This window comes from Bradyrhizobium ontarionense (assembly GCF_021088345.1).
In the GTDB taxonomy this organism is placed as follows: Bacteria; Pseudomonadota; Alphaproteobacteria; order Rhizobiales; family Xanthobacteraceae; genus Bradyrhizobium; species Bradyrhizobium ontarionense.
The window spans coordinates 2,009,181-2,026,372 of sequence record NZ_CP088156.1; the positions used below are offsets into that span (position 1 = coordinate 2,009,181).

The window sequence follows — 17,192 nt, forward strand, 5'->3', positions numbered from 1 at the left end:
GCCTCAGGCGATGGTGTCGAGGATACCGCCCTCGACCCGCAGCGCCGCGCCGTTGGTCGCGGAGGCCTGCTTCGAGGCGGCATAGACCACGAGGTTGGCAATCTCGTCGACGCTGGCGAAGCGCTGCAGCAGCGAGGCCGGCCGGTGCTGCCTGACGAAGGAGGACGCCGCCTCCTCTTCCGACTGGCCGTTCTGCCGCGCGAGATCCTTGACGAAGGTCGCGACGCCTTCCGACATCGTCGGTCCCGGCAACACGGCATTGACGGTGACGCCGGTGCCGCGCGTCAGCTTGGCGAGCCCACGCGAGACTGAAAGCTGCGCGGTCTTGGTCATGCCGTAGTGGATCATCTCGGTCGGAATGTTGATCGCCGACTCCGAGGAGATGAAGACGATGCGGCCCCAGTTGCGCTTCAGCATCCCCTGCATGTAGGCGCGCGCCATGCGCACGCCGGACATCACGTTGACCTCGAAAAAGCGGCTCCAGTCCTCGTCGGGAATCTCGAAGAAGTCCTTCGGCTCGAAGATGCCGGCATTGTTGATGAGGATGTCGACCTCGGGGAGCGCGGCGACGATGGCGTTGCAGCCTTCGATATCGGCGACATCGCCGGCGACGCCGCGCAGCTTCGCCTCTGGAACCGCCTGCTTCAGCTTCGCGACAGCCGCGTCGACGCGGTCCGTGCTCCGACCGTTCAGGACGACCTCGGCGCCCGAGGCGGCCAATCCCTTGGCAATGGCGAAGCCGATGCCGGCGGTGGAACCGGTGACGAGCGCAGTTTTTCCCGAAAGGTCGATGTGCATGAGCAGCTCTCCGTTGTGCTGAAGCAACGGATGTGGGGCCTCGTCACGCCGCCACCCAACGCGCTACGCGCAGAGCTGATCCCTTTTTCTCGTTAGGCTCCAGGCAGAGCGGCGCGGTGAGGGCTCGTAGCCCGGATGAGCGAAGCGATATCCGGGTTCGCACGAGCTGTACGGCTGAACCCGGATGTCGCTTCGCTCATCCGGGCTACGGCTCCTCAAATGAAAACGGCGCCCGAAGGCGCCGCTTTGAAAATCTTGACCGGATCCGCTTACGCGGCTTCCGAGGTCTCCTGGACCGGACCCGAGTCCAGGCCCTTGGCATCGACGTCGCGATCGACGAACTCGATCACGGCCATCGCGGCGTTGTCGCCATAACGGAAGCCGGCCTTGATGATGCGGGTGTAGCCGCCCTGGCGGTCCTTGTAGCGGGGCGCCAGCACGTCGAACAGCTTCTTGACCTGGTCGATGTCGCGCATCTCGGAGATGGCCTGGCGGCGCAGCGCCAGCCCGCCCTTCTTGCCGAGGGTGACCAGCTTCTCGACGATCGGCCGCAGCTCCTTGGCCTTCGGCAGCGTGGTGACGATCTGCTCGTGCTTGATCAGCGCGGCGCACATATTCGCGAACATCGCCTTGCGATGCTCGGCCGTGCGGTTGAGCTTCCGATGAACCTTGCCGTGACGCATTGTCGTATCTTTCTCATTCAATCTGCCGCGACGGTTCGTCGGACATGTTGCTCAGGTGGGCTGCCTGCGTTCGCCCGGGCAGTCATTCCGGGGCGCGACGACGTCGCGAACCCGGAAACTCGAGATTCCGGGCTCGATGCTTCGCATCGCCCCGGAATGACGAAATCTCAGTAATGATCCTCGAAGCGCTTGGCGAGCTCGTCGATGTTCTCCGGCGGCCAGCCCGGCACTTCCATGCCGAGATGCAGACCCATCTGGGCCAGCACTTCCTTGATCTCGTTCAACGACTTGCGGCCGAAGTTCGGGGTGCGCAGCATCTCTGCTTCCGACTTCTGCACGAGGTCGCCGATGTAGACGATGTTGTCGTTCTTCAGGCAGTTCGCCGAACGCACCGAAAGCTCGAGCTCGTCCACCTTCTTGAGGAAGGCCGGGTTGAAGGCGAGATCCGGAATGATCTCCTGGGTGACTTCCTTGCGCGGCTCTTCGAAGTTGACGAAGACGTTGAGCTGATCCTGCAGGATGCGGGCGGCATAGGCCACCGAGTCCTCCGGCGAGATCGCGCCGTTGGTCTCGATCGTCATGGTCAGCTTGTCGTAGTCGAGGATCTGGCCCTCGCGGGTGTTCTCGACCTTGTAGGAGACCTTGCGGACAGGCGAGAACAGGCTGTCGACCGGGATCAGGCCGATCGGCGCGTCCTCGGGCCGGTTGCGATCGGCGGCGACGTAGCCCTTGCCGGTCGCGACCGTGAACTCCATGCGGATCTCGGCGCCCTCGTCCAGCGTGCACAGCTGCAGGTCGGGATTGAGCACCACGACGTCGCCGACAGTCTGGATGTCGCCGGCCACCACGGCGCCGGGGCCCTGCTTCTTCACGACCATCCGCTTGGGGCCTTCGCCCTGCATCTTGATCGCGATGTCTTTGATGTTCAGCACGATGTCGGTGACGTCCTCGCGGACACCGGCAATCGAGGAGAACTCGTGCAGCACGCCGTCGATGTGCACCGACTGCACGGCGGCGCCCTGCAGCGACGACAGCAGGATGCGGCGCAGCGCGTTGCCCAACGTCTGGCCGAAGCCGCGCTCCAGCGGCTCGGCAACCACGGTGGCGAAACGGGTCGCGTCGGAGCCCGGCGTGACCTGGAGCTTGTTCGGCCGAATCAATTCTTGCCAATTCTTCTGGATCGTCACTGTTTCACCCATGGGCCAGTCTAGCCGGGTCTGACTGACTGGCGTTGGAGAACCGCGCATCAGACCGCGGCAATCGAAATGTCTCAAAAGCACGACGAGGCGGACATGCTGTCCGCCTCTTTCACATCTTCACATCAGACGCGCCGGCGCTTGCGCGGTCGGCAGCCATTGTGCGGGATCGTCGTCACGTCGCGGATCGAGGTGACGGTGAAGCCCGCAGCCTGCAGCGCACGCAGGGCCGATTCGCGGCCGGAGCCCGGACCCGCAACCTCGACCTCGAGGGTGCGCATGCCGTGCTCCTGGGCCTTCTTGGACACGTCCTCCGCCGCAACCTGCGCAGCATAAGGAGTCGACTTGCGCGACCCTTTGAAGCCCATCGTACCGGCGGACGACCAGGCAATGGTGTTGCCCTGCGCGTCCGTGATGGTGATGGTGGTGTTGTTGAACGACGAGTTCACATGCGCGACGCCGGAGGCGATGTTCTTGCGCTCACGACGGCGGACACGTGTGGCTTCTTTGGCCATATAAGTACCTTTCTTGAGATCTCAACGCCGCCGTAATGCCAGCGGCTACACCAAACGGGCGAATGGTAAATGGCGAATAGCGAATGGGGTCACCCCTATTCGCTACCCGCCAGTTCCTGTTCGCCAGATTACTTCTTCTTGCCGGCAATCGCCTTGGCCGGCCCCTTGCGCGTGCGCGCATTGGTGTGGGTGCGCTGGCCGCGCACCGGCAGACCACGGCGATGACGCAGGCCGCGATAGCAGCCGAGGTCCATCAGCCGCTTGATGTTGATGCCGGTCTCGCGCCGCAGGTCGCCCTCGACGACGTAGTCGCGGTCGATGACTTCGCGGATCTGCAGGACTTCCTGGTCGCTCAGCTGATTGACGCGGCGCTCCTCGGCAATCTTGACCTTCTCTATGATGTCGGCCGCGATCTTCGGGCCGATGCCATGGATGTACTGGAGCGCGATCAGGACGCGCTTGTTGGTCGGGATATTGACACCGGCAATACGGGCCACGGACTTCTCTCCTGTCACCGGTTGCGGGGCAGACCGGCCTTCGTTCTCGCTATCTCGGGCAGACGTCCGCAAACGCGAACAAGACGCCCACCCCTCGATTCGTGAGGCCCGGCATCTTTTTGAAAACTATCCGACTTGGATGCGGGCTTATTAATGGATTCATGGGGCGGCCGTCAACCGCCCCGGGTGGATTCGGTCACCTCTTTGCATGCTTTTTTGCAGATTTTGCAGAGGTTTTCCGGGTTCCTTTGGTCGCCTTGGAAGCCTTGGCGGCGGCCTTGGAAGCCTTCTTCGGCGCCTTCTTTACGGACTTTGCTGCCTTCTTGGCCGTCTTTCCGGCCTTCTTGGCCGGCGCAACCGCTTTGGCGGCCTTTTTGGTGGCCTTCTTGGCGGATTTCGCCGGCGCTTTGGCGCTGCGCTTGGCGGGGCTCGGCTTCTTGGCCGCCCGGCTGGTGCCGCCCTTGCCGACGGCGGCCAGGATCCGGCTGATCTCCGCGGTGACCTGCTCGATCGGCATCATGCCGTCGACGGTCGCGAGCATCCGATGATCGGAATAATAATGGATCAGGGGTTCGGTCTGGTCGCGATAGCTCGCCAGGCGCTTGGTCAGCACCTCGGGAGTATCATCCTGCCGGACCGCCTCGCCGCGCGCCCGCGTCTCTGCCGCCCGGCGCTCGACGCGCTCCAGCAGCACCCCTTCGTTGACCCTGAGCTCGATGACTGCGTCGAGCGTCATCCGCTTCTTCTTCAGAAGCTCGTCCAACGCCTCGGCCTGGGGCACGGTGCGCGGGAAACCATCCAGGATGAAGCCATTGACGGCGTCCGGCTGCTCGATTCGGTCGGCAATGATGCCGACCACGACCTCGTCCGGAACGAGACCGCCTGCCGCCATGATGTCCTTGGCCTTCAGCCCGATCGGCGTCTGCGCGGCCACGGCGGCGCGGAGCATGTCACCGGTCGACAGCTGGACGATACCGTGCTGCTGGACCAGGCGCTGCGCCTGCGTTCCCTTGCCCGACCCCGGCGGTCCCAGAAGAATAAGTCTCATCGAATTCCGCCCCCCGGCACACGGTGGGCGACCCTCCCGCGCACCTTGTTCTTTGCGTCTTGGTTCCCGGGCCGCGACCCGCCGCTAACCGCGACGGCGCCCCCTCAACTTCGACTTCCTGATCAGCCCTTCATACTGATGGGCGAGCAGATAACCCTGAACCTGCGCAACGGTGTCCATCGTAACGCTGACCACGATCAGAAGCGAAGTGCCACCAAAGTAGAACGGGACGGAAGCATAGGAAATGAGAATTTCGGGGATCAGACAGACGATCGCCAGGTAGACGGCGCCCAGCACCGTGATCCGCGACAGCACATAATCGATATATTCCGCAGTGCGCTCGCCCGGCCTGATGCCCGGAATGAAGCCGCCATGCTTCTTCAGGTTATCGGCGGTCTCGGTCGGGTTGAACACGATCGCGGTGTAGAAGAAGGCGAAGAACAGGATCAGGGCCAGATAGAGCACCAGGAACAGCGGACGGCCGTGCCCGAGCTGGGTCGTGATCCACTGGAACCACTCCGGTCCCTTGCCTGCGTTGAAGTTTGCGACCGTGGTCGGCAGCAGCAGCAGCGACGAGGCGAAGATCGGCGGGATCACGCCCGAGGTGTTCAGCTTCAGCGGCAGATGCGAGGACTGGCCCTCGAACATCTTGTTGCCGACCTGGCGCTTCGGATACTGGATCAGGAGCCGGCGCTGGGCGCGCTCCATGAACACGATGAAGGCGATCACGGCGACCGCCATCACGATGACGACCAGGATCAGGCCGGTCGACAGCGCGCCCTGGCGTCCGAGCTCGAGCATGTTGGCGAGCGCCGACGGCAGCTCCGCCACGATGCCGGACAGGATGATCAGCGAAATGCCGTTGCCGATGCCGCGCGAGGTGATCTGTTCGCCCAGCCACATCAGGAACATGGTCCCGCCGGTCAGCGTGATCGCGGTCGAGAGGCGGAAGAACAGGCCGGGATCGGCGACCACGTTGCCCGCGCCCTCGAGACCGACGGCGATGCCGTAGGACTGCACCGCGGCGAGAATCACGGTGAGATAGCGGGTGTACTGGTTCAGCATCTTGCGACCCGACTCGCCCTCCTTCTTGAGGGCTTCGAGCTGGGGCGAGACGGTGGTCAGCAGCTGAATGATGATCGATGCCGAGATGTACGGCATGATGTTCAGCGCGAAGATCGCCATGCGGTGGATGCCGCCGCCGGCGAACATGTTGAACATGCCGAGAATGCCGCCGGCCTGGGTCCGGAACACCTGCTCCCAGATGTTGGGATCGATACCCGGCAGCGGAATATAGGTCCCGAGGCGGTAGACCAGCAGCGCGCCGAGGGTGAACCAGATGCGCTTCTTCAGCTCATCGGCCTTCGCGAGCGCGCCGAAATTGAGGTTTGCCGCCAGTTGTTCCGCTGCTGAGACCATGTTTGGCTTTCTCCCGCCGCCCTTCCTTCACCGCATGCGCCCCGCGAGGGCTCGCGGGGCCGGGCAGACGTCGGATATTATTTGGTGCGCAGGCGCGTCCTGTCCATCGCCCTGCCCGGTCTGGCACATGCCGACGGCAGGGCGATGACGCAGATGTTACGCCGCTTCGCCTTCGTCCTTGGCAGGCGCCAGGAGCTTGACGGAGCCGCCGGCCTTCTCGACCGCTGCGATCGCCGCCTTCGAGGCGCCATGCACCTCGATGGTCACCTTGGAGGTGATCTCGCCACGACCGAGCAACCGGACGCCGTCCTTGGCGCGGCGCAGCGCCCCGGACTTCACCAGGGACTCGGCGTTGATCACGCTGCCGGCGTCGAGCTTCTTGGCATCGATCGCCTGCTGGATCCGGTCGAGATTGATCTCGACGAAGTCCAGGCGGAACACGTTGGTGAAACCACGCTTCGGCAGACGGCGATGCATCGGCATCTGACCGCCCTCGAAGCCCTTGATCCGCACGCCCGAGCGCGCAGTCTGGCCCTTGCCGCCGCGGCCCGAGGTCTTGCCCTTGCCGGAGCCGATGCCGCGGCCGACGCGCATTCGCTTCTTGCGCGCGCCGGCGTTGTCGGCGATATCGCTGAGCTTCATCGCCCTTCTCCTTACTTCTCGTCGACGATGCGGACGAGATGATGAACCTTGGTGATCATGCCGCGGACCGACGGGGTATCCGGCAGCTCGGTCACCCGGCCGATCTTGTTGAGCTTCAACCCGATCAGCGTTTCGCGCTGCGAGTGATGCCGGCGGATCGGGCTGCCGATCTGCTCGATCTTGATCGTCTTGGCGCTAGCCATTGGTCTTCACTCCGAGATGCGCCGTGCGTTGACGGCGCGCGTTCGTTAGTCGGCCCAACCTCAGTCGGCAGCGGCCTCGGCATCGCCGCCGACCCGACGGGCCTGCAGGGTCGACACCTTGATGTTGCGACGCGCGGCAACCGAGCGCGGCGAATCTTGGTGCTTCAGCGCGTCGAAGGTCGCACGGACCATGTTGTACGGGTTCGACGAGCCGATCGACTTCGCCACCACGTCCTGGATGCCGAGCGTCTCGAACACGGCGCGCATCGGACCGCCGGCAATGATACCGGTACCGGCCGGGGCGGCACGCAGATAGACGCGGCCAGCACCATGACGGCCGAAGATGTCGTGATGCAGGGTCCGGCCCTCGCGCAGCGCCACACGGGTCAGGTTGCGCTTGGCGGAGTCGGTGGCCTTGCGGATCGCCTCCGGCACCTCGCGCGCCTTGCCGTGACCGAAACCGACCCGGCCCTTCTGGTCGCCGATGACGACCAGTGCCGCGAAACCGAAGCGCTTACCGCCCTTCACGACCTTCGCGACACGATTGATGTGGACGAGCTTGTCGACGAACTCGCTGTCGCGCTCCTCGCGCTCCCTGCTCCGTTCGCGGCCGCCGCGTTCGCGTTCACCTGCCATGGTGCTATCCAATCTTCTGAGGGGCTCTGACGCCCAAATCCATTGATGTTAGAAGCTCAGCCCGCTCTCGCGCGCCGCATCGGCCAGGGCCTTGACGCGACCGTGATAGAGATAGCCGCCGCGATCGAACACGACTTCCTTGATGCCGGCCTTCACCGCGCGTTCGGCGAGCAGCTTGCCCACCGCCTTCGCGGCATCGATGTCGGCACCGGTGTTGCCGGCCGTGCGCATCTCTTTCTCCATCGACGAGGCAGAGGCGAGCGTCTCGCCCTTCTGATCGTCGATGACCTGCGCGTAGATGTGCTTCGACGAGCGGAACACCGACAGGCGCGGCCGGCCGCCGGCGGAGCGGCGCAGCGACAGCCTCACACGCTGCTTGCGCCGGGCATTCGTAACCTTGGCTCTCGACATGTCCGGCTCCGTTACTTCTTCTTGCCTTCTTTGCGGAAGATGAATTCACCCGCGTACTTCACGCCCTTGCCCTTATAGGGCTCCGGCGGACGGTAGGCGCGGATCTCGGCGGCCACCTGGCCGACGCGCTGCGCATCCGTTCCCGCGACCGTGATCTCGGTCGGCTTGCCCACGGTGATCGTGATGCCTTCCGGGATCTGATAGACTACGTCGTGGCTATAGCCGAGCGCGAGCTGCAGGTTCTTGCCCTGCATCGCGGCGCGGTAGCCGACGCCGGTGATCTCGAGCTTCCTCTCGAAGCCCTTGGTGACGCCTTCGACCAGATTCGCGATCTGGGCGCGAGCGGTGCCGTACAGCGCGCGGGCGCGCTTGGTCTCGGCGCGCGGAGCGACCTTGACCTGGCCGCTCTCGAACTTCACGTCCACATCGTCATGGACGATGAACTGAAGCTGGCCCTTCGGCCCCTTCATCTTGACGGTTTGTCCGTCGACGGTTGCGGTCACACCGGACGGCACCGTCACAGGCTTCTTGCCAATACGTGACATGGCTCAATCCTTCTTAGAACACCGTGAAGAGGACTTCACCGCCGACATTCGCGTCTCGCGCGTCATGATCGGCCATGATTCCCTTCGGTGTCGACAAAACTGAAATTCCGAGCCCGTTGTTCACGCGCGGCAGGTTCTTCACCGAGGTGTAGACACGCCGGCCAGGCTTGGAGACGCGCTCGATCTCCCGGATCACGGGCTCGCCATCGAAATATTTCAGTTCGATCTCGAGCTCGCTGCGGCCCGACGGATGCTCCACCGTGGCGTAGCCGCGGATGTAGCCTTCGGACTTCAGCACCTCGAGCACGCTGGCGCGCATCTTCGAGCCGGGGGTCGAAACCTTCGACTTCGAGCGCATCTGCGCGTTGCGGATGCGGGTGATCAGATCGCTGATGGGATCGTGTGTTGACATGATGCGACCCTCCTTACCAGCTCGACTTCACGAGGCCCGGGATCAGGCCCTTGGACCCAAGCTCGCGCAGCGCGATACGGCTGAGCTTGTTCTTGCGATAGACCGAGCGGGGACGTCCCGTCAGCTCGCAGCGGTTGCGGATGCGGGTCGCCGATGAATTGCGCGGCATCTCTGCAAGCTTCAGGGTCGCGGCGAAGCGCTCCTCCATCGGCTTGGTCTTGTCGGCGATGATCGCCTTCAACCGCGCGCGCTTCGGAGCGGCATTCTTGCTCATCCGCTTGCGCCGGTTGTTCTTCTCGACTGAACTCTTCTTTGCCATGCTTGGCTCCTGGGTATCCGCGTTTGAGAGGCTGAAAGATCAGCTGCTCACTGCCGGAACGGGAAATTGAATGCGGTCAGAAGGGCACGCGCCTCGTCGTCCGAGGCTGCAGTGGTGCACACCGTGATGTCCATGCCCCAGCTCTCCCCGGCCTTGTCGAAGTCGATCTCGGGGAAAATGATGTGCTCCTTGATGCCGAGCGAATAGTTGCCGCGACCGTCGAAGCTCTTCGGGTTCAGGCCACGGAAGTCGCGGACGCGCGGCAGCGCGACGTTGATCAGGCGATCGATGAACTCGTACATCTTGGTCTTGCGCAGCGTGACCTTGCAGCCGATCGGCTGGTTCTCACGCAGCTTGAAGGTCGCGATCGCAACGCGCGAATAGGTCACGACCGCCTTCTGGCCGGCGATCAGCGACAGGTCGGCAGCCGCCGTCTCCGCCTTCTTGCGGTCGTTGACGGCCTCGCCGATGCCCATGTTGAGCACGACCTTGTCCAGCCGCGGCACCTGCATGACGTTGGCGTAGCCGAACTTTTCGGTCAGCTGGCTCTTGATGTCGCGATCATATTCCGCGCGCAGGCGCGGCGTGTAAGCGGTCTCAGCCATCGATCTCTGCTCCCGAGCTCTTGGCAACGCGGACCTTCTTGCCGTCCGCCTGAACTTTGAATCCAACGCGCGTCGGCTTGCCGTCCTTGCCGACATACGCAACGTTCGACAGTTGGATCGGCGCCTCTTTCGAGATGATGCCGCCCTCCTGATTCTGGGTCTGCTTCTGGTGACGCTTCACCAGGTTGACGCCGCGCACCAGCGCCGTCCCCTCGGTCGGACGCACCTCGAACACCTCGCCGGTGCGACCCTTGTCGCGTCCGGTCAGGACGATCACCTTGTCGCCCTTGCGGATCTTGGCAGCCATCACAGCACCTCCGGCGCAAGCGAGATGATCTTCATGTGGTTCTTGGCGCGCAGCTCGCGCGGCACCGGCCCGAAGATACGGGTGCCGACCGGCTCCGACTGGTTGTTGATGAGCACCGCGGCGTTGCGGTCGAAGCGGATCACCGAGCCGTCGGCGCGGCGGATGTCCTTACGGACGCGCACCACGACGGCTTTCATGACGTCGCCCTTCTTCACCTTGCCGCGCGGAATGGCTTCCTTGATCGACACCACGATGATGTCGCCGACGGTGGCATAGCGGCGCTTCGAACCGCCGAGCACCTTGATACACATGACACGGCGTGCGCCGGAATTATCGGCCACGTCGAGGTTGGTCTGCATCTGAATCATTGATGCACCTCGTCCTCTTCATCTGCTGCGCAGGAAAGCTGCGCCTTGTTTGATCCCGAAAGCGAAACCGGCCCCTTCGAGAAGGGCCGCGTTGCGCGCCTCAGGCGGTTTTCTTGTGCTCGCCCCGGACGACGGTCCAGCGCTTCAGCTTCGAGATCGGCTTGCTCTCCTCGATCCACACCATGTCGCCCGGCTTGAACTCGTTGCTCTCGTCGTGGGCGTGGTAGTTCTTCGAGCGGCGGATGGTCTTCTTGTAGATCGGGTGGGTGAAGCGCCGGTCGACGCGCACGACCACAGTCTTGGCCTGCTTGTCGCTGACGACAACGCCCTGGAGGGTCCGTTTCGGCATGTCGAGCCTCTTACTTCGTCTTGGCGCGCTGCTGCGCGGCGATGGTCTTGATACGGGCGATGTCGCGGCGCGCCTCACGCAGGCGCGAAGTGTTCTCAAGCTGCCCGGTGGCGCGCTGGAAGCGCAGGTTGAAGCGCTCCTTCTTCAGATTGACGATGGCGTCGTCCATCTGATCGGGGCTCATCGCGCGAACGTCGGCAATCTTCATCTCGGCCATGACCATTACTCCGCAATGCGTTCGACGAAGCGCGTCTTGATCGGCAGCTTGGCGGCCGCCAGCAGCAGCGCCTCGCGCGCGATCTGGTTGCTCACGCCGTCGATCTCGAACATCACCCGGCCCGGCTTGACGCGGGCCACCCACAATTCCGGCGAGCCCTTGCCGGAGCCCATGCGGACTTCGGCCGGCTTCTTCGACACCGGCAGGTCCGGGAACACGCGGATCCAGACGCGGCCGGCGCGCTTCATGTGACGGGTCAAGGCGCGGCGGGCGGCCTCGATCTGCCTCGCGGTGACGCGATCCGGCTCCATCGCCTTCAGCCCGAACTGGCCGAAGGCCAGCGTCGCGCCCGAGGACGCAACGCCGTGGATACGGCCCTTATGCGCCTTTCGGAACTTGGTCTTCTTTGGTTGCATCATGGCTGTAAGCCCTCAAACCTGTGTCTTGCGGCCAACGATCAGGCCGCGTCGCGGCGCGAACGGCCACCACGGTCGCCGCCGCCACCACCGGTGTCGCCCTCGGCCATCCGCTTGTCCTGCGCCATCGGATCGTGCTCGAGGATCTCGCCCTTGAAGATCCAGACCTTCACGCCGCAGGTACCGAAAGTCGTGAATGCGGTGGCCACACCGTAGTCGATGTCGGCGCGCAGCGTGTGCAGCGGCACCCGGCCCTCGCGATACCACTCCATGCGGGCGATTTCCGCGCCGCCCAGACGACCCGAGCAGTTGATGCGGATGCCCTCGGCGCCGAGGCGCATCGCCGACTGCACGGCGCGCTTCATGGCGCGGCGGAACGCGACGCGGCGCTCGAGCTGCTGCGCGATCGATTCGGCCACCAGGGTCGCATCGAGCTCCGGCTTGCGGATCTCGACGATGTTGATGACGACGTCCGACGAGGTGATGTCGGCGACGCGCTTGCGCAGCTTGTCGATGTCGGCGCCCTTCTTGCCGATCACGACACCCGGACGCGCCGAGTGGATCGTGACGCGGCACTTCTTGTGCGGACGCTCGATCACGATGCGGGCGACGGCGGCCTGCTTGAGCTCCTTGTGCAGGATCTCACGGATCTTGACGTCTTCATGCAGCAGCTTGCCGTACTCGGCCTTGCCGGCGAACCAGCGCGAATCCCAGGTCCGGTTGATGCCGAGACGCAGACCGATCGGATTGATCTTTTGACCCATCGTATTCTCCCAGCGCCTGCTTTAAGCGCTCGCCTCGACCTGACGAACAATGATCGTCAGCTGCGAAAACGGTTTGAAAATGCGGCCCGAACGGCCACGGCCGCGCGGCGAGAAACGCTTCATCACGATGCCCTTGCCGACAAAGGCCTGCGTGACGACGAGATCGTCGACCTCGAGGTCGTGGTTGTTCTCGGCATTGGCGATCGCCGATTCCAGGCACTTCTTGACGTCGACTGCAATCCGCTTGCGCGAGAACTGCAGGTCGGCGAGGGCCGAAGACGCCTTGCGGCCGCGGATCATCTGGGCCACCAGGTTCAGCTTCTGCGGGCTCACCCGAAGCATCCGGGCGACGGCCTTGGCCTCGTTGTCCGGGAGGCTCCGTTCGCGCTTTGGTTTGCTCATCGCTTAATCCTCAACCCTTCTTGGCTTTCTTATCGCCCGAATGGCCGTGGAAGGTCCGGGTCGGCGAGAACTCGCCGAACTTGTGGCCGACCATCTCCTCGTTGATCGCCACCGGCACATGCTTCTGGCCATTGTAGACGCCGAACGTCAGGCCGACGAACTGCGGCAGGATGGTCGAGCGGCGGCTCCAGATCTTGATGACGTCGTGACGGCCGGACGCGCGCGACGCATCTGCCTTCTTGAGCAGCGACGCCTCGACGAACGGGCCTTTCCAGACTGAACGAACCATGTCCGTCGTTCCTTACTTCTTCCGCTTGTGGCGGCTCAAGAGAATGAATTTGTCGGTCGACTTGTTCGTGCGGGTCTTCTTGCCCTTGGTAGGCTTGCCCCACGGAGTGACCGGGTGACGACCGCCCGAAGTACGGCCTTCGCCGCCGCCGTGCGGATGGTCGATCGGGTTCATCGAGACGCCGCGGTTGTGCGGGCGACGACCCAGCCAACGCGTGCGACCGGCCTTGCCAATCGAGGTGTTCATGTGGTCCGGGTTCGACACCGCACCGATGGTGCCGCGGCAACGGCCGTGCACCAGGCGCTGCTCGCCCGAGTTCAGGCGCACGATGACGTAGTCGTGGTCGCGACCGACGAGCTGGGCATAGGTGCCGGCCGAACGCGCGAGCTGGCCGCCCTTGCCGATCTTGACCTCGATGTTGTGCACGATCGTGCCGACCGGCATGTTGCCGAGCGGCATGACATTGCCCGGCTTCACGTCGACATAGTTGCCGGCGATGATCGTATCGCCGACCGCGAGCCGCTGCGGCGCCAGAATGTAGGCAAGCTCGCCGTCCTGATACTTGACCAGGGCGATGAAGGCCGTGCGGTTCGGATCATATTCCAGCCGCTCGACGGTGGCCGGAACGTCGACCTTGTCGCGCTTGAAATCGACCGTGCGGTACGACTGCTTGTGGCCGCCGCCGAGGAAGCGAACCGTGATGCGGCCGGTGTTGTTGCGGCCGCCGCTCGACTGCTTGCCCTCGGTCAGCGCCTTGACCGGCTTGCCCTTGTAGAGGGCCGAACGATCGACCATCACCAGCTGGCGCTGGCCCGGCGTCGTGGGGTTGAATGTCTTCAATGCCATGGCAGCTCAGCCTTACAGTCCGGTGGTGACGTCGATCCGGTGGCCCTCTTCGAGGGTCACGATCGCCCGCTTGCTGTCCGATTGCGAACCGAAATGGCCGCGGAACACCTTGGTCTTGCCCTTGCGGACGAGCGTATTGACGCTCTTGACCTTGACGTCGAACAGCTTCTCGATCGCCTCTTTGATCTGCGGCTTGGTCGCCTTGGCGGCCACCTTGAACAGAACCTTGTTGTGCTCCGACGCGAACGTCGCCTTCTCGGTCACCACCGGCGCGATGATGATGTCGTAGTGGCGCGGATCGATGGTCTTCATTTGAAGCGCGCCTCCAGCGCATCGATCGCCGCCTTGGTCAGCACGAGCTTCTGGCGGCGCAGGATGTCGTAGACGTTGATGCCCTGGATCGGCAGCACGTCCATGTTCGGAATGTTGCGGGCCGCATTGGCGAAGCCGGTGTGCAGCTCGGCGCCGTCGATGATCAGCGCATTGGTCAGGCCGAGACCCGAGAAATGACCGATCAGCGCCTTGGTCTTCGCGGCCTCGAGCGCGGCGTTCTCCAGCACAACGAGGTCGCCGTCCTTGGCCTTGGCGGACAGCGCATGCTTCAGCGCCATCGCCCGAACCTTCTTCGGCAGGTCGGTGGCGTGCGAGCGCACGACCGGACCGAAGGCACGACCACCGCCGCGGAACTGCGGCACGCGGGCCGACCCGTGACGGGCGCCGCCGGTGCCCTTCTGCTTGTACATCTTCTTGCCGGTGCGCCAGATCTCGGCGCGGCCCTTGGCCTTGTGGGTGCCGGCCTGACGCTTGTTCAGCTGCCACTGGACGCAGCGCTGGATGATATCGGCGCGCGGCTCCAGACCGAAGATGGCGTCGGACAGCTGGACCGAACCGGCGTCCTTGCCCTCGAGGGTTGTGACTTTCAGTTCCATTTATGCGCCCTCCTGCACGGCCGGCGCTTCGGCAGCCTGCTCACCCGCGACCTTGAACTTGCCGGGCTTCGGCGCTTCCTTCGGCAGCGGCTTCTTCACGGCGTCGCGCACCGAGATCCAGCCACCCTTGGAGCCGGGCACCGCGCCTTCCACCAGGATCAGGCCGCGCTCGACGTCCGTCTGCACCACACGCAGGTTCAGCGTGGTGATGCGATCGACGCCCATGTGACCAGGCATCTTCTTGTTCTTCCAGGTCTTGCCGGGGTCCTGACGACCACCGGTCGAGCCGATCGAACGATGCGAGACTGACACACCGTGGGTGGCGCGCAGACCGCCGAAGTTCCAGCGCTTCATACCGCCGGCGAACCCCTTACCGATCGAGGTGCCGGTGACATCGACGAACTGGCCGACGACGAAGTGGTCGGCCAGGATCTCGGCACCGACCGGAATCAGCGAGTCTTCGCTGACCCGGAACTCGGCGACCTTGCGCTTGGGCTCGACCTTGGCGACGGCGAACTGACCGCGCTCAGCCTTCGGCAAGTAGACCGTCTTGCGGCTGCCGGCGCCGAGCTGCAGCGCGACGTAGCCGTTCTTCTCAGTGGTACGGTGACCAACCACCTGGCAATTGCCGAGCTTCAGCACGGTCACAGGGATATGTTCGCCGGCCTCCGTGAAGACCCGCGTCATCCCGACCTTTTGTGCGATCACTCCGGAGCGCATCGGCGTGCTTCCTGTTCTTCTCTATGTCCGCGAAAGAGCGAACGTGAATCCAAAAACTTAGAGCTTGATCTCGACGTCGACGCCCGCGGCCAGATCGAGCTTCATGAGAGCATCGACGGTCTGGGGGGTCGGATCGACGATGTCGAGCAGGCGCTTGTGGGTGCGCATCTCGAACTGCTCGCGGCTCTTCTTGTCGACGTGCGGCGAACGGTTCACGGTGAACTTCTCGATGCGGGTCGGCAGCGGAATGGGTCCGCGAACCTGCGCGCCGGTCCGCTTCGCCGTATTGACGATCTCGCGCGTCGACGTATCGAGGATCCGATGGTCGAACGCCTTGAGACGGATGCGGATATTTTGGCCGTTCATTGCCGTATCTTTCTTTGAGTAGTGAGTGGCGAGTAGCGAACGGCGAGTGGATCTCTCCATTCGCCACCCGCCATTCCCTATTCGCTGTTGTTACTCGATGATCGAGGCGACGACGCCGGCGCCGACGGTGCGGCCGCCTTCACGGATGGCGAAGCGCAGCTTCTCTTCCATCGCGATCGGCACGATCAGATGCACTTCCATGGCGATGTTGTCGCCCGGCATCACCATCTCGGTGCCTTCCGGCAGGTGAACGACGCCGGTCACGTCGGTGGTGCGGAAGTAGAACTGCGGACGATAGTTGGTGAAGAACGGGGTGTGACGGCCGCCCTCTTCCTTGGTGAGGATGTAAGCCTCGGCCTTGAACTTGGTGTGCGGCTTGACCGAACCCGGCTTGCACAGCACCTGGCCGCGCTCGACGTCCTCGCGCTTGGTACCGCGCAGCAGCGCGCCGATGTTGTCGCCCGCCTGGCCCTGATCGAGCAGCTTGCGGAACATCTCGACGCCGGTGACGGTGGTCTTCTGGGTCGGACGGATGCCGACGATCTCGATTTCGTCACCGACCCGCACGATGCCGCGCTCGACACGGCCGGTCACCACGGTGCCGCGGCCCGAGATCGAGAACACGTCTTCGACCGGCATCAGGAAGGGCTGATCGATCGGACGCTCCGGCTGCGGAATGTACTCGTCGACATTCTTCATCAGCTCGAGGATCGCGTCGTGACCGAGCTTCTTGTCCGAGTCTTCCAGAGCGGCCAGCGCCGAGCCCTTGATGATCGGGATCTTGTCGCCCGGGAATTCGTACTTCGAGAGCAGCTCGCGAACCTCGAGCTCGACGAGCTCGAGCAGTTCCGGATCGTCGACCATGTCGCACTTGTTGAGGAACACGACCAGCGCCGGCACGCCGACCTGGCGGGCGAGCAGGATGTGCTCACGGGTCTGCGGCATCGGGCCGTCAGCGGCCGACACGACCAGGATCGCGCCGTCCATCTGGGCAGCGCCGGTGATCATGTTCTTCACGTAGTCGGCGTGGCCGGGGCAGTCGACGTGCGCGTAGTGGCGGTTCTTGGTCTCGTACTCGACGTGTGCGGTCGAGATGGTGATGCCGCGGGCCTTCTCTTCCGGCGCCTTGTCGATCTGGTCGTAGGCAGTGAACGTCGCACCGCCCGTCTCGGCCAGGATCTTGGTGATTGCAGCGGTCAGCGAGGTCTTGCCGTGGTCGACGTGACCGATCGTGCCGATGTTGCAGTGCGGTTTGTTACGTTCAAACTTTGCTTTGGCCATTTGACTCTC

29 protein-coding genes are annotated in these 17,192 nt (G+C 63.9%); all 29 read right to left on the bottom strand.

Annotated elements, in window-relative coordinates:
• Positions 1-3 precede the first annotated feature (3 nt).
• A complete protein-coding gene (locus LQG66_RS09085) occupies positions 4-798 on the bottom strand; it encodes an SDR family NAD(P)-dependent oxidoreductase (protein WP_231325589.1) in 795 nt (264 codons plus the stop codon).
• 269 nt (positions 799-1,067) lie between these two features.
• Positions 1,068-1,481: a 50S ribosomal protein L17 gene (gene rplQ / locus LQG66_RS09090; RefSeq protein ID WP_231325591.1), complete on the bottom strand. Its 414-nt coding sequence runs from the start codon at positions 1,479-1,481 to the stop codon at positions 1,068-1,070.
• Between the two features lie 167 nt (positions 1,482-1,648).
• Positions 1,649-2,680 carry a DNA-directed RNA polymerase subunit alpha gene (locus tag LQG66_RS09095; protein WP_231325593.1) on the bottom strand — a complete coding sequence of 344 codons (1,032 nt, stop codon included), beginning with the start codon at positions 2,678-2,680 and terminating at the stop codon, positions 1,649-1,651.
• A 122-nt stretch (positions 2,681-2,802) separates the two neighbouring features.
• Positions 2,803-3,192, bottom strand: a complete 390-nt coding sequence (rpsK, locus tag LQG66_RS09100) for a 30S ribosomal protein S11 (protein WP_012045029.1) — start codon at positions 3,190-3,192, stop codon at positions 2,803-2,805.
• A gap of 128 nt (positions 3,193-3,320) precedes the next feature.
• Positions 3,321-3,689 (bottom strand): 30S ribosomal protein S13, encoded by a 369-nt coding sequence (rpsM, locus tag LQG66_RS09105; RefSeq protein WP_231325595.1) that lies wholly within the window; start codon positions 3,687-3,689, stop codon positions 3,321-3,323.
• A 196-nt stretch (positions 3,690-3,885) separates the two neighbouring features.
• The gene (locus tag LQG66_RS09110) at positions 3,886-4,737 is read right to left on the bottom strand and encodes an adenylate kinase (protein ID WP_231325597.1); all 852 of its coding nucleotides are present in this window, start codon (positions 4,735-4,737) and stop codon (positions 3,886-3,888) included.
• Positions 4,738-4,821: 84 nt separating this feature from the next.
• The gene (gene secY, locus LQG66_RS09115) at positions 4,822-6,156 is read right to left on the bottom strand and encodes a preprotein translocase subunit SecY (RefSeq protein ID WP_231325599.1); all 1,335 of its coding nucleotides are present in this window, start codon (positions 6,154-6,156) and stop codon (positions 4,822-4,824) included.
• Between the two features lie 156 nt (positions 6,157-6,312).
• Positions 6,313-6,798 carry a 50S ribosomal protein L15 gene (rplO, locus tag LQG66_RS09120; RefSeq protein ID WP_231325601.1) on the bottom strand — a complete coding sequence of 162 codons (486 nt, stop codon included), beginning with the start codon at positions 6,796-6,798 and terminating at the stop codon, positions 6,313-6,315.
• Positions 6,799-6,809: 11 nt separating this feature from the next.
• Positions 6,810-7,001, bottom strand: a complete 192-nt coding sequence (rpmD, locus tag LQG66_RS09125; RefSeq protein WP_231325604.1) for a 50S ribosomal protein L30 — start codon at positions 6,999-7,001, stop codon at positions 6,810-6,812.
• 60 nt (positions 7,002-7,061) lie between these two features.
• Complete coding sequence (rpsE, locus tag LQG66_RS09130) at positions 7,062-7,637, bottom strand: 30S ribosomal protein S5 (protein ID WP_231325606.1); 576 nt, start codon at positions 7,635-7,637, stop codon at positions 7,062-7,064.
• A 48-nt stretch (positions 7,638-7,685) separates the two neighbouring features.
• The gene (gene rplR / locus LQG66_RS09135) at positions 7,686-8,048 is read right to left on the bottom strand and encodes a 50S ribosomal protein L18 (RefSeq protein ID WP_231325608.1); all 363 of its coding nucleotides are present in this window, start codon (positions 8,046-8,048) and stop codon (positions 7,686-7,688) included.
• An 11-nt stretch (positions 8,049-8,059) separates the two neighbouring features.
• Entirely contained in the window at positions 8,060-8,593 is a 534-nt protein-coding gene (gene rplF / locus LQG66_RS09140; RefSeq protein ID WP_231325610.1) for a 50S ribosomal protein L6, read from the bottom strand.
• 13 nt (positions 8,594-8,606) lie between these two features.
• Positions 8,607-9,005 (bottom strand): 30S ribosomal protein S8, encoded by a 399-nt coding sequence (rpsH, locus tag LQG66_RS09145; protein WP_231325613.1) that lies wholly within the window; start codon positions 9,003-9,005, stop codon positions 8,607-8,609.
• Between the two features lie 13 nt (positions 9,006-9,018).
• Positions 9,019-9,324, bottom strand: coding sequence for a 30S ribosomal protein S14 (rpsN, locus tag LQG66_RS09150; RefSeq protein ID WP_231325617.1), 306 nt, complete (start codon positions 9,322-9,324; stop codon positions 9,019-9,021).
• 47 nt (positions 9,325-9,371) lie between these two features.
• Entirely contained in the window at positions 9,372-9,929 is a 558-nt protein-coding gene (rplE, locus tag LQG66_RS09155) for a 50S ribosomal protein L5 (protein ID WP_231325619.1), read from the bottom strand.
• On the bottom strand, positions 9,922-10,236 hold the full coding sequence (gene rplX / locus LQG66_RS09160; protein WP_231325621.1) for a 50S ribosomal protein L24: 315 nt from the start codon (positions 10,234-10,236) through the stop codon (positions 9,922-9,924). Before rplX ends, rplE begins: the two co-directional genes overlap by 8 nt.
• Positions 10,236-10,604 (bottom strand): 50S ribosomal protein L14, encoded by a 369-nt coding sequence (gene rplN / locus LQG66_RS09165; protein ID WP_006611848.1) that lies wholly within the window; start codon positions 10,602-10,604, stop codon positions 10,236-10,238. The genes rplX and rplN overlap by 1 nt, the downstream gene beginning before the upstream one ends.
• A gap of 100 nt (positions 10,605-10,704) precedes the next feature.
• Entirely contained in the window at positions 10,705-10,953 is a 249-nt protein-coding gene (gene rpsQ / locus LQG66_RS09170) for a 30S ribosomal protein S17 (RefSeq protein ID WP_006611847.1), read from the bottom strand.
• A 10-nt stretch (positions 10,954-10,963) separates the two neighbouring features.
• On the bottom strand, positions 10,964-11,170 hold the full coding sequence (rpmC, locus tag LQG66_RS09175; RefSeq protein WP_231325624.1) for a 50S ribosomal protein L29: 207 nt from the start codon (positions 11,168-11,170) through the stop codon (positions 10,964-10,966).
• 5 nt (positions 11,171-11,175) lie between these two features.
• Positions 11,176-11,589, bottom strand: a complete 414-nt coding sequence (rplP, locus tag LQG66_RS09180; protein WP_008963467.1) for a 50S ribosomal protein L16 — start codon at positions 11,587-11,589, stop codon at positions 11,176-11,178.
• A gap of 38 nt (positions 11,590-11,627) precedes the next feature.
• Positions 11,628-12,350, bottom strand: coding sequence for a 30S ribosomal protein S3 (gene rpsC / locus LQG66_RS09185; RefSeq protein ID WP_015667615.1), 723 nt, complete (start codon positions 12,348-12,350; stop codon positions 11,628-11,630).
• Positions 12,351-12,371: 21 nt separating this feature from the next.
• Positions 12,372-12,752: a 50S ribosomal protein L22 gene (gene rplV / locus LQG66_RS09190; protein ID WP_231325626.1), complete on the bottom strand. Its 381-nt coding sequence runs from the start codon at positions 12,750-12,752 to the stop codon at positions 12,372-12,374.
• Between the two features lie 10 nt (positions 12,753-12,762).
• The gene (rpsS, locus tag LQG66_RS09195) at positions 12,763-13,041 is read right to left on the bottom strand and encodes a 30S ribosomal protein S19 (RefSeq protein WP_231325629.1); all 279 of its coding nucleotides are present in this window, start codon (positions 13,039-13,041) and stop codon (positions 12,763-12,765) included.
• A 12-nt stretch (positions 13,042-13,053) separates the two neighbouring features.
• Positions 13,054-13,887: a 50S ribosomal protein L2 gene (gene rplB, locus LQG66_RS09200; RefSeq protein WP_231325631.1), complete on the bottom strand. Its 834-nt coding sequence runs from the start codon at positions 13,885-13,887 to the stop codon at positions 13,054-13,056.
• A 12-nt stretch (positions 13,888-13,899) separates the two neighbouring features.
• Positions 13,900-14,199 carry a 50S ribosomal protein L23 gene (locus LQG66_RS09205; protein WP_231325634.1) on the bottom strand — a complete coding sequence of 100 codons (300 nt, stop codon included), beginning with the start codon at positions 14,197-14,199 and terminating at the stop codon, positions 13,900-13,902.
• Entirely contained in the window at positions 14,196-14,816 is a 621-nt protein-coding gene (gene rplD, locus LQG66_RS09210) for a 50S ribosomal protein L4 (RefSeq protein ID WP_231325636.1), read from the bottom strand. The genes LQG66_RS09205 and rplD overlap by 4 nt, the downstream gene beginning before the upstream one ends.
• Positions 14,817-15,536 (bottom strand): 50S ribosomal protein L3, encoded by a 720-nt coding sequence (rplC, locus tag LQG66_RS09215; RefSeq protein WP_231325638.1) that lies wholly within the window; start codon positions 15,534-15,536, stop codon positions 14,817-14,819.
• A 57-nt stretch (positions 15,537-15,593) separates the two neighbouring features.
• Positions 15,594-15,902, bottom strand: coding sequence for a 30S ribosomal protein S10 (rpsJ, locus tag LQG66_RS09220; RefSeq protein ID WP_002712302.1), 309 nt, complete (start codon positions 15,900-15,902; stop codon positions 15,594-15,596).
• A gap of 90 nt (positions 15,903-15,992) precedes the next feature.
• Positions 15,993-17,183, bottom strand: coding sequence for an elongation factor Tu (gene tuf, locus LQG66_RS09225; protein WP_231325640.1), 1,191 nt, complete (start codon positions 17,181-17,183; stop codon positions 15,993-15,995).
• Between the last annotated feature and the right edge of the window lie 9 nt (positions 17,184-17,192).

Excerpts from the sequence above, each read along its gene's own strand:
- rplD (WP_231325636.1), bottom strand. The coding sequence starts at position 14,816 with ATGGAACTGAAAGTCACAACCCTCGAGGGCAAGGACGCCGGTTCGGTC.
- rplE (WP_231325619.1), bottom strand. The coding sequence starts at position 9,929 with ATGGCTGAGACCGCTTACACGCCGCGCCTGCGCGCGGAATATGATCGC.
- rpsC (WP_015667615.1), bottom strand. The coding sequence starts at position 12,350 with ATGGGTCAAAAGATCAATCCGATCGGTCTGCGTCTCGGCATCAACCGG.
- rplO (WP_231325601.1), bottom strand. The coding sequence starts at position 6,798 with ATGAAGCTCAGCGATATCGCCGACAACGCCGGCGCGCGCAAGAAGCGA.
- rplP (WP_008963467.1), bottom strand. The coding sequence starts at position 11,589 with ATGATGCAACCAAAGAAGACCAAGTTCCGAAAGGCGCATAAGGGCCGT.
- rplC (WP_231325638.1), bottom strand. The coding sequence starts at position 15,536 with ATGCGCTCCGGAGTGATCGCACAAAAGGTCGGGATGACGCGGGTCTTC.
- LQG66_RS09095 (WP_231325593.1), bottom strand. The coding sequence starts at position 2,680 with ATGGGTGAAACAGTGACGATCCAGAAGAATTGGCAAGAATTGATTCGG.
- rplX (WP_231325621.1), bottom strand. The coding sequence starts at position 10,236 with ATGGCTGCCAAGATCCGCAAGGGCGACAAGGTGATCGTCCTGACCGGA.
- tuf (WP_231325640.1), bottom strand. The coding sequence starts at position 17,183 with ATGGCCAAAGCAAAGTTTGAACGTAACAAACCGCACTGCAACATCGGC.
- rplB (WP_231325631.1), bottom strand. The coding sequence starts at position 13,887 with ATGGCATTGAAGACATTCAACCCCACGACGCCGGGCCAGCGCCAGCTG.
- rplR (WP_231325608.1), bottom strand. The coding sequence starts at position 8,048 with ATGTCGAGAGCCAAGGTTACGAATGCCCGGCGCAAGCAGCGTGTGAGG.
- rpsS (WP_231325629.1), bottom strand. The coding sequence starts at position 13,041 with ATGGTTCGTTCAGTCTGGAAAGGCCCGTTCGTCGAGGCGTCGCTGCTC.
- LQG66_RS09085 (WP_231325589.1), bottom strand. The coding sequence starts at position 798 with ATGCACATCGACCTTTCGGGAAAAACTGCGCTCGTCACCGGTTCCACC.
- rpsH (WP_231325613.1), bottom strand. The coding sequence starts at position 9,005 with ATGTCAACACACGATCCCATCAGCGATCTGATCACCCGCATCCGCAAC.
- rplQ (WP_231325591.1), bottom strand. The coding sequence starts at position 1,481 with ATGCGTCACGGCAAGGTTCATCGGAAGCTCAACCGCACGGCCGAGCAT.
- rpsK (WP_012045029.1), bottom strand. The coding sequence starts at position 3,192 with ATGGCCAAAGAAGCCACACGTGTCCGCCGTCGTGAGCGCAAGAACATC.
- rplN (WP_006611848.1), bottom strand. The coding sequence starts at position 10,604 with ATGATTCAGATGCAGACCAACCTCGACGTGGCCGATAATTCCGGCGCA.
- rpsN (WP_231325617.1), bottom strand. The coding sequence starts at position 9,324 with ATGGCAAAGAAGAGTTCAGTCGAGAAGAACAACCGGCGCAAGCGGATG.
- rpsQ (WP_006611847.1), bottom strand. The coding sequence starts at position 10,953 with ATGCCGAAACGGACCCTCCAGGGCGTTGTCGTCAGCGACAAGCAGGCC.
- LQG66_RS09205 (WP_231325634.1), bottom strand. The coding sequence starts at position 14,199 with ATGAAGACCATCGATCCGCGCCACTACGACATCATCATCGCGCCGGTG.
- rpsE (WP_231325606.1), bottom strand. The coding sequence starts at position 7,637 with ATGGCAGGTGAACGCGAACGCGGCGGCCGCGAACGGAGCAGGGAGCGC.
- rpsJ (WP_002712302.1), bottom strand. The coding sequence starts at position 15,902 with ATGAACGGCCAAAATATCCGCATCCGTCTCAAGGCGTTCGACCATCGG.
- rplF (WP_231325610.1), bottom strand. The coding sequence starts at position 8,593 with ATGTCACGTATTGGCAAGAAGCCTGTGACGGTGCCGTCCGGTGTGACC.
- rpmC (WP_231325624.1), bottom strand. The coding sequence starts at position 11,170 with ATGGCCGAGATGAAGATTGCCGACGTTCGCGCGATGAGCCCCGATCAG.
- rpmD (WP_231325604.1), bottom strand. The coding sequence starts at position 7,001 with ATGGCTAGCGCCAAGACGATCAAGATCGAGCAGATCGGCAGCCCGATC.
- LQG66_RS09110 (WP_231325597.1), bottom strand. The coding sequence starts at position 4,737 with ATGAGACTTATTCTTCTGGGACCGCCGGGGTCGGGCAAGGGAACGCAG.
- secY (WP_231325599.1), bottom strand. The coding sequence starts at position 6,156 with ATGGTCTCAGCAGCGGAACAACTGGCGGCAAACCTCAATTTCGGCGCG.
- rplV (WP_231325626.1), bottom strand. The coding sequence starts at position 12,752 with ATGAGCAAACCAAAGCGCGAACGGAGCCTCCCGGACAACGAGGCCAAG.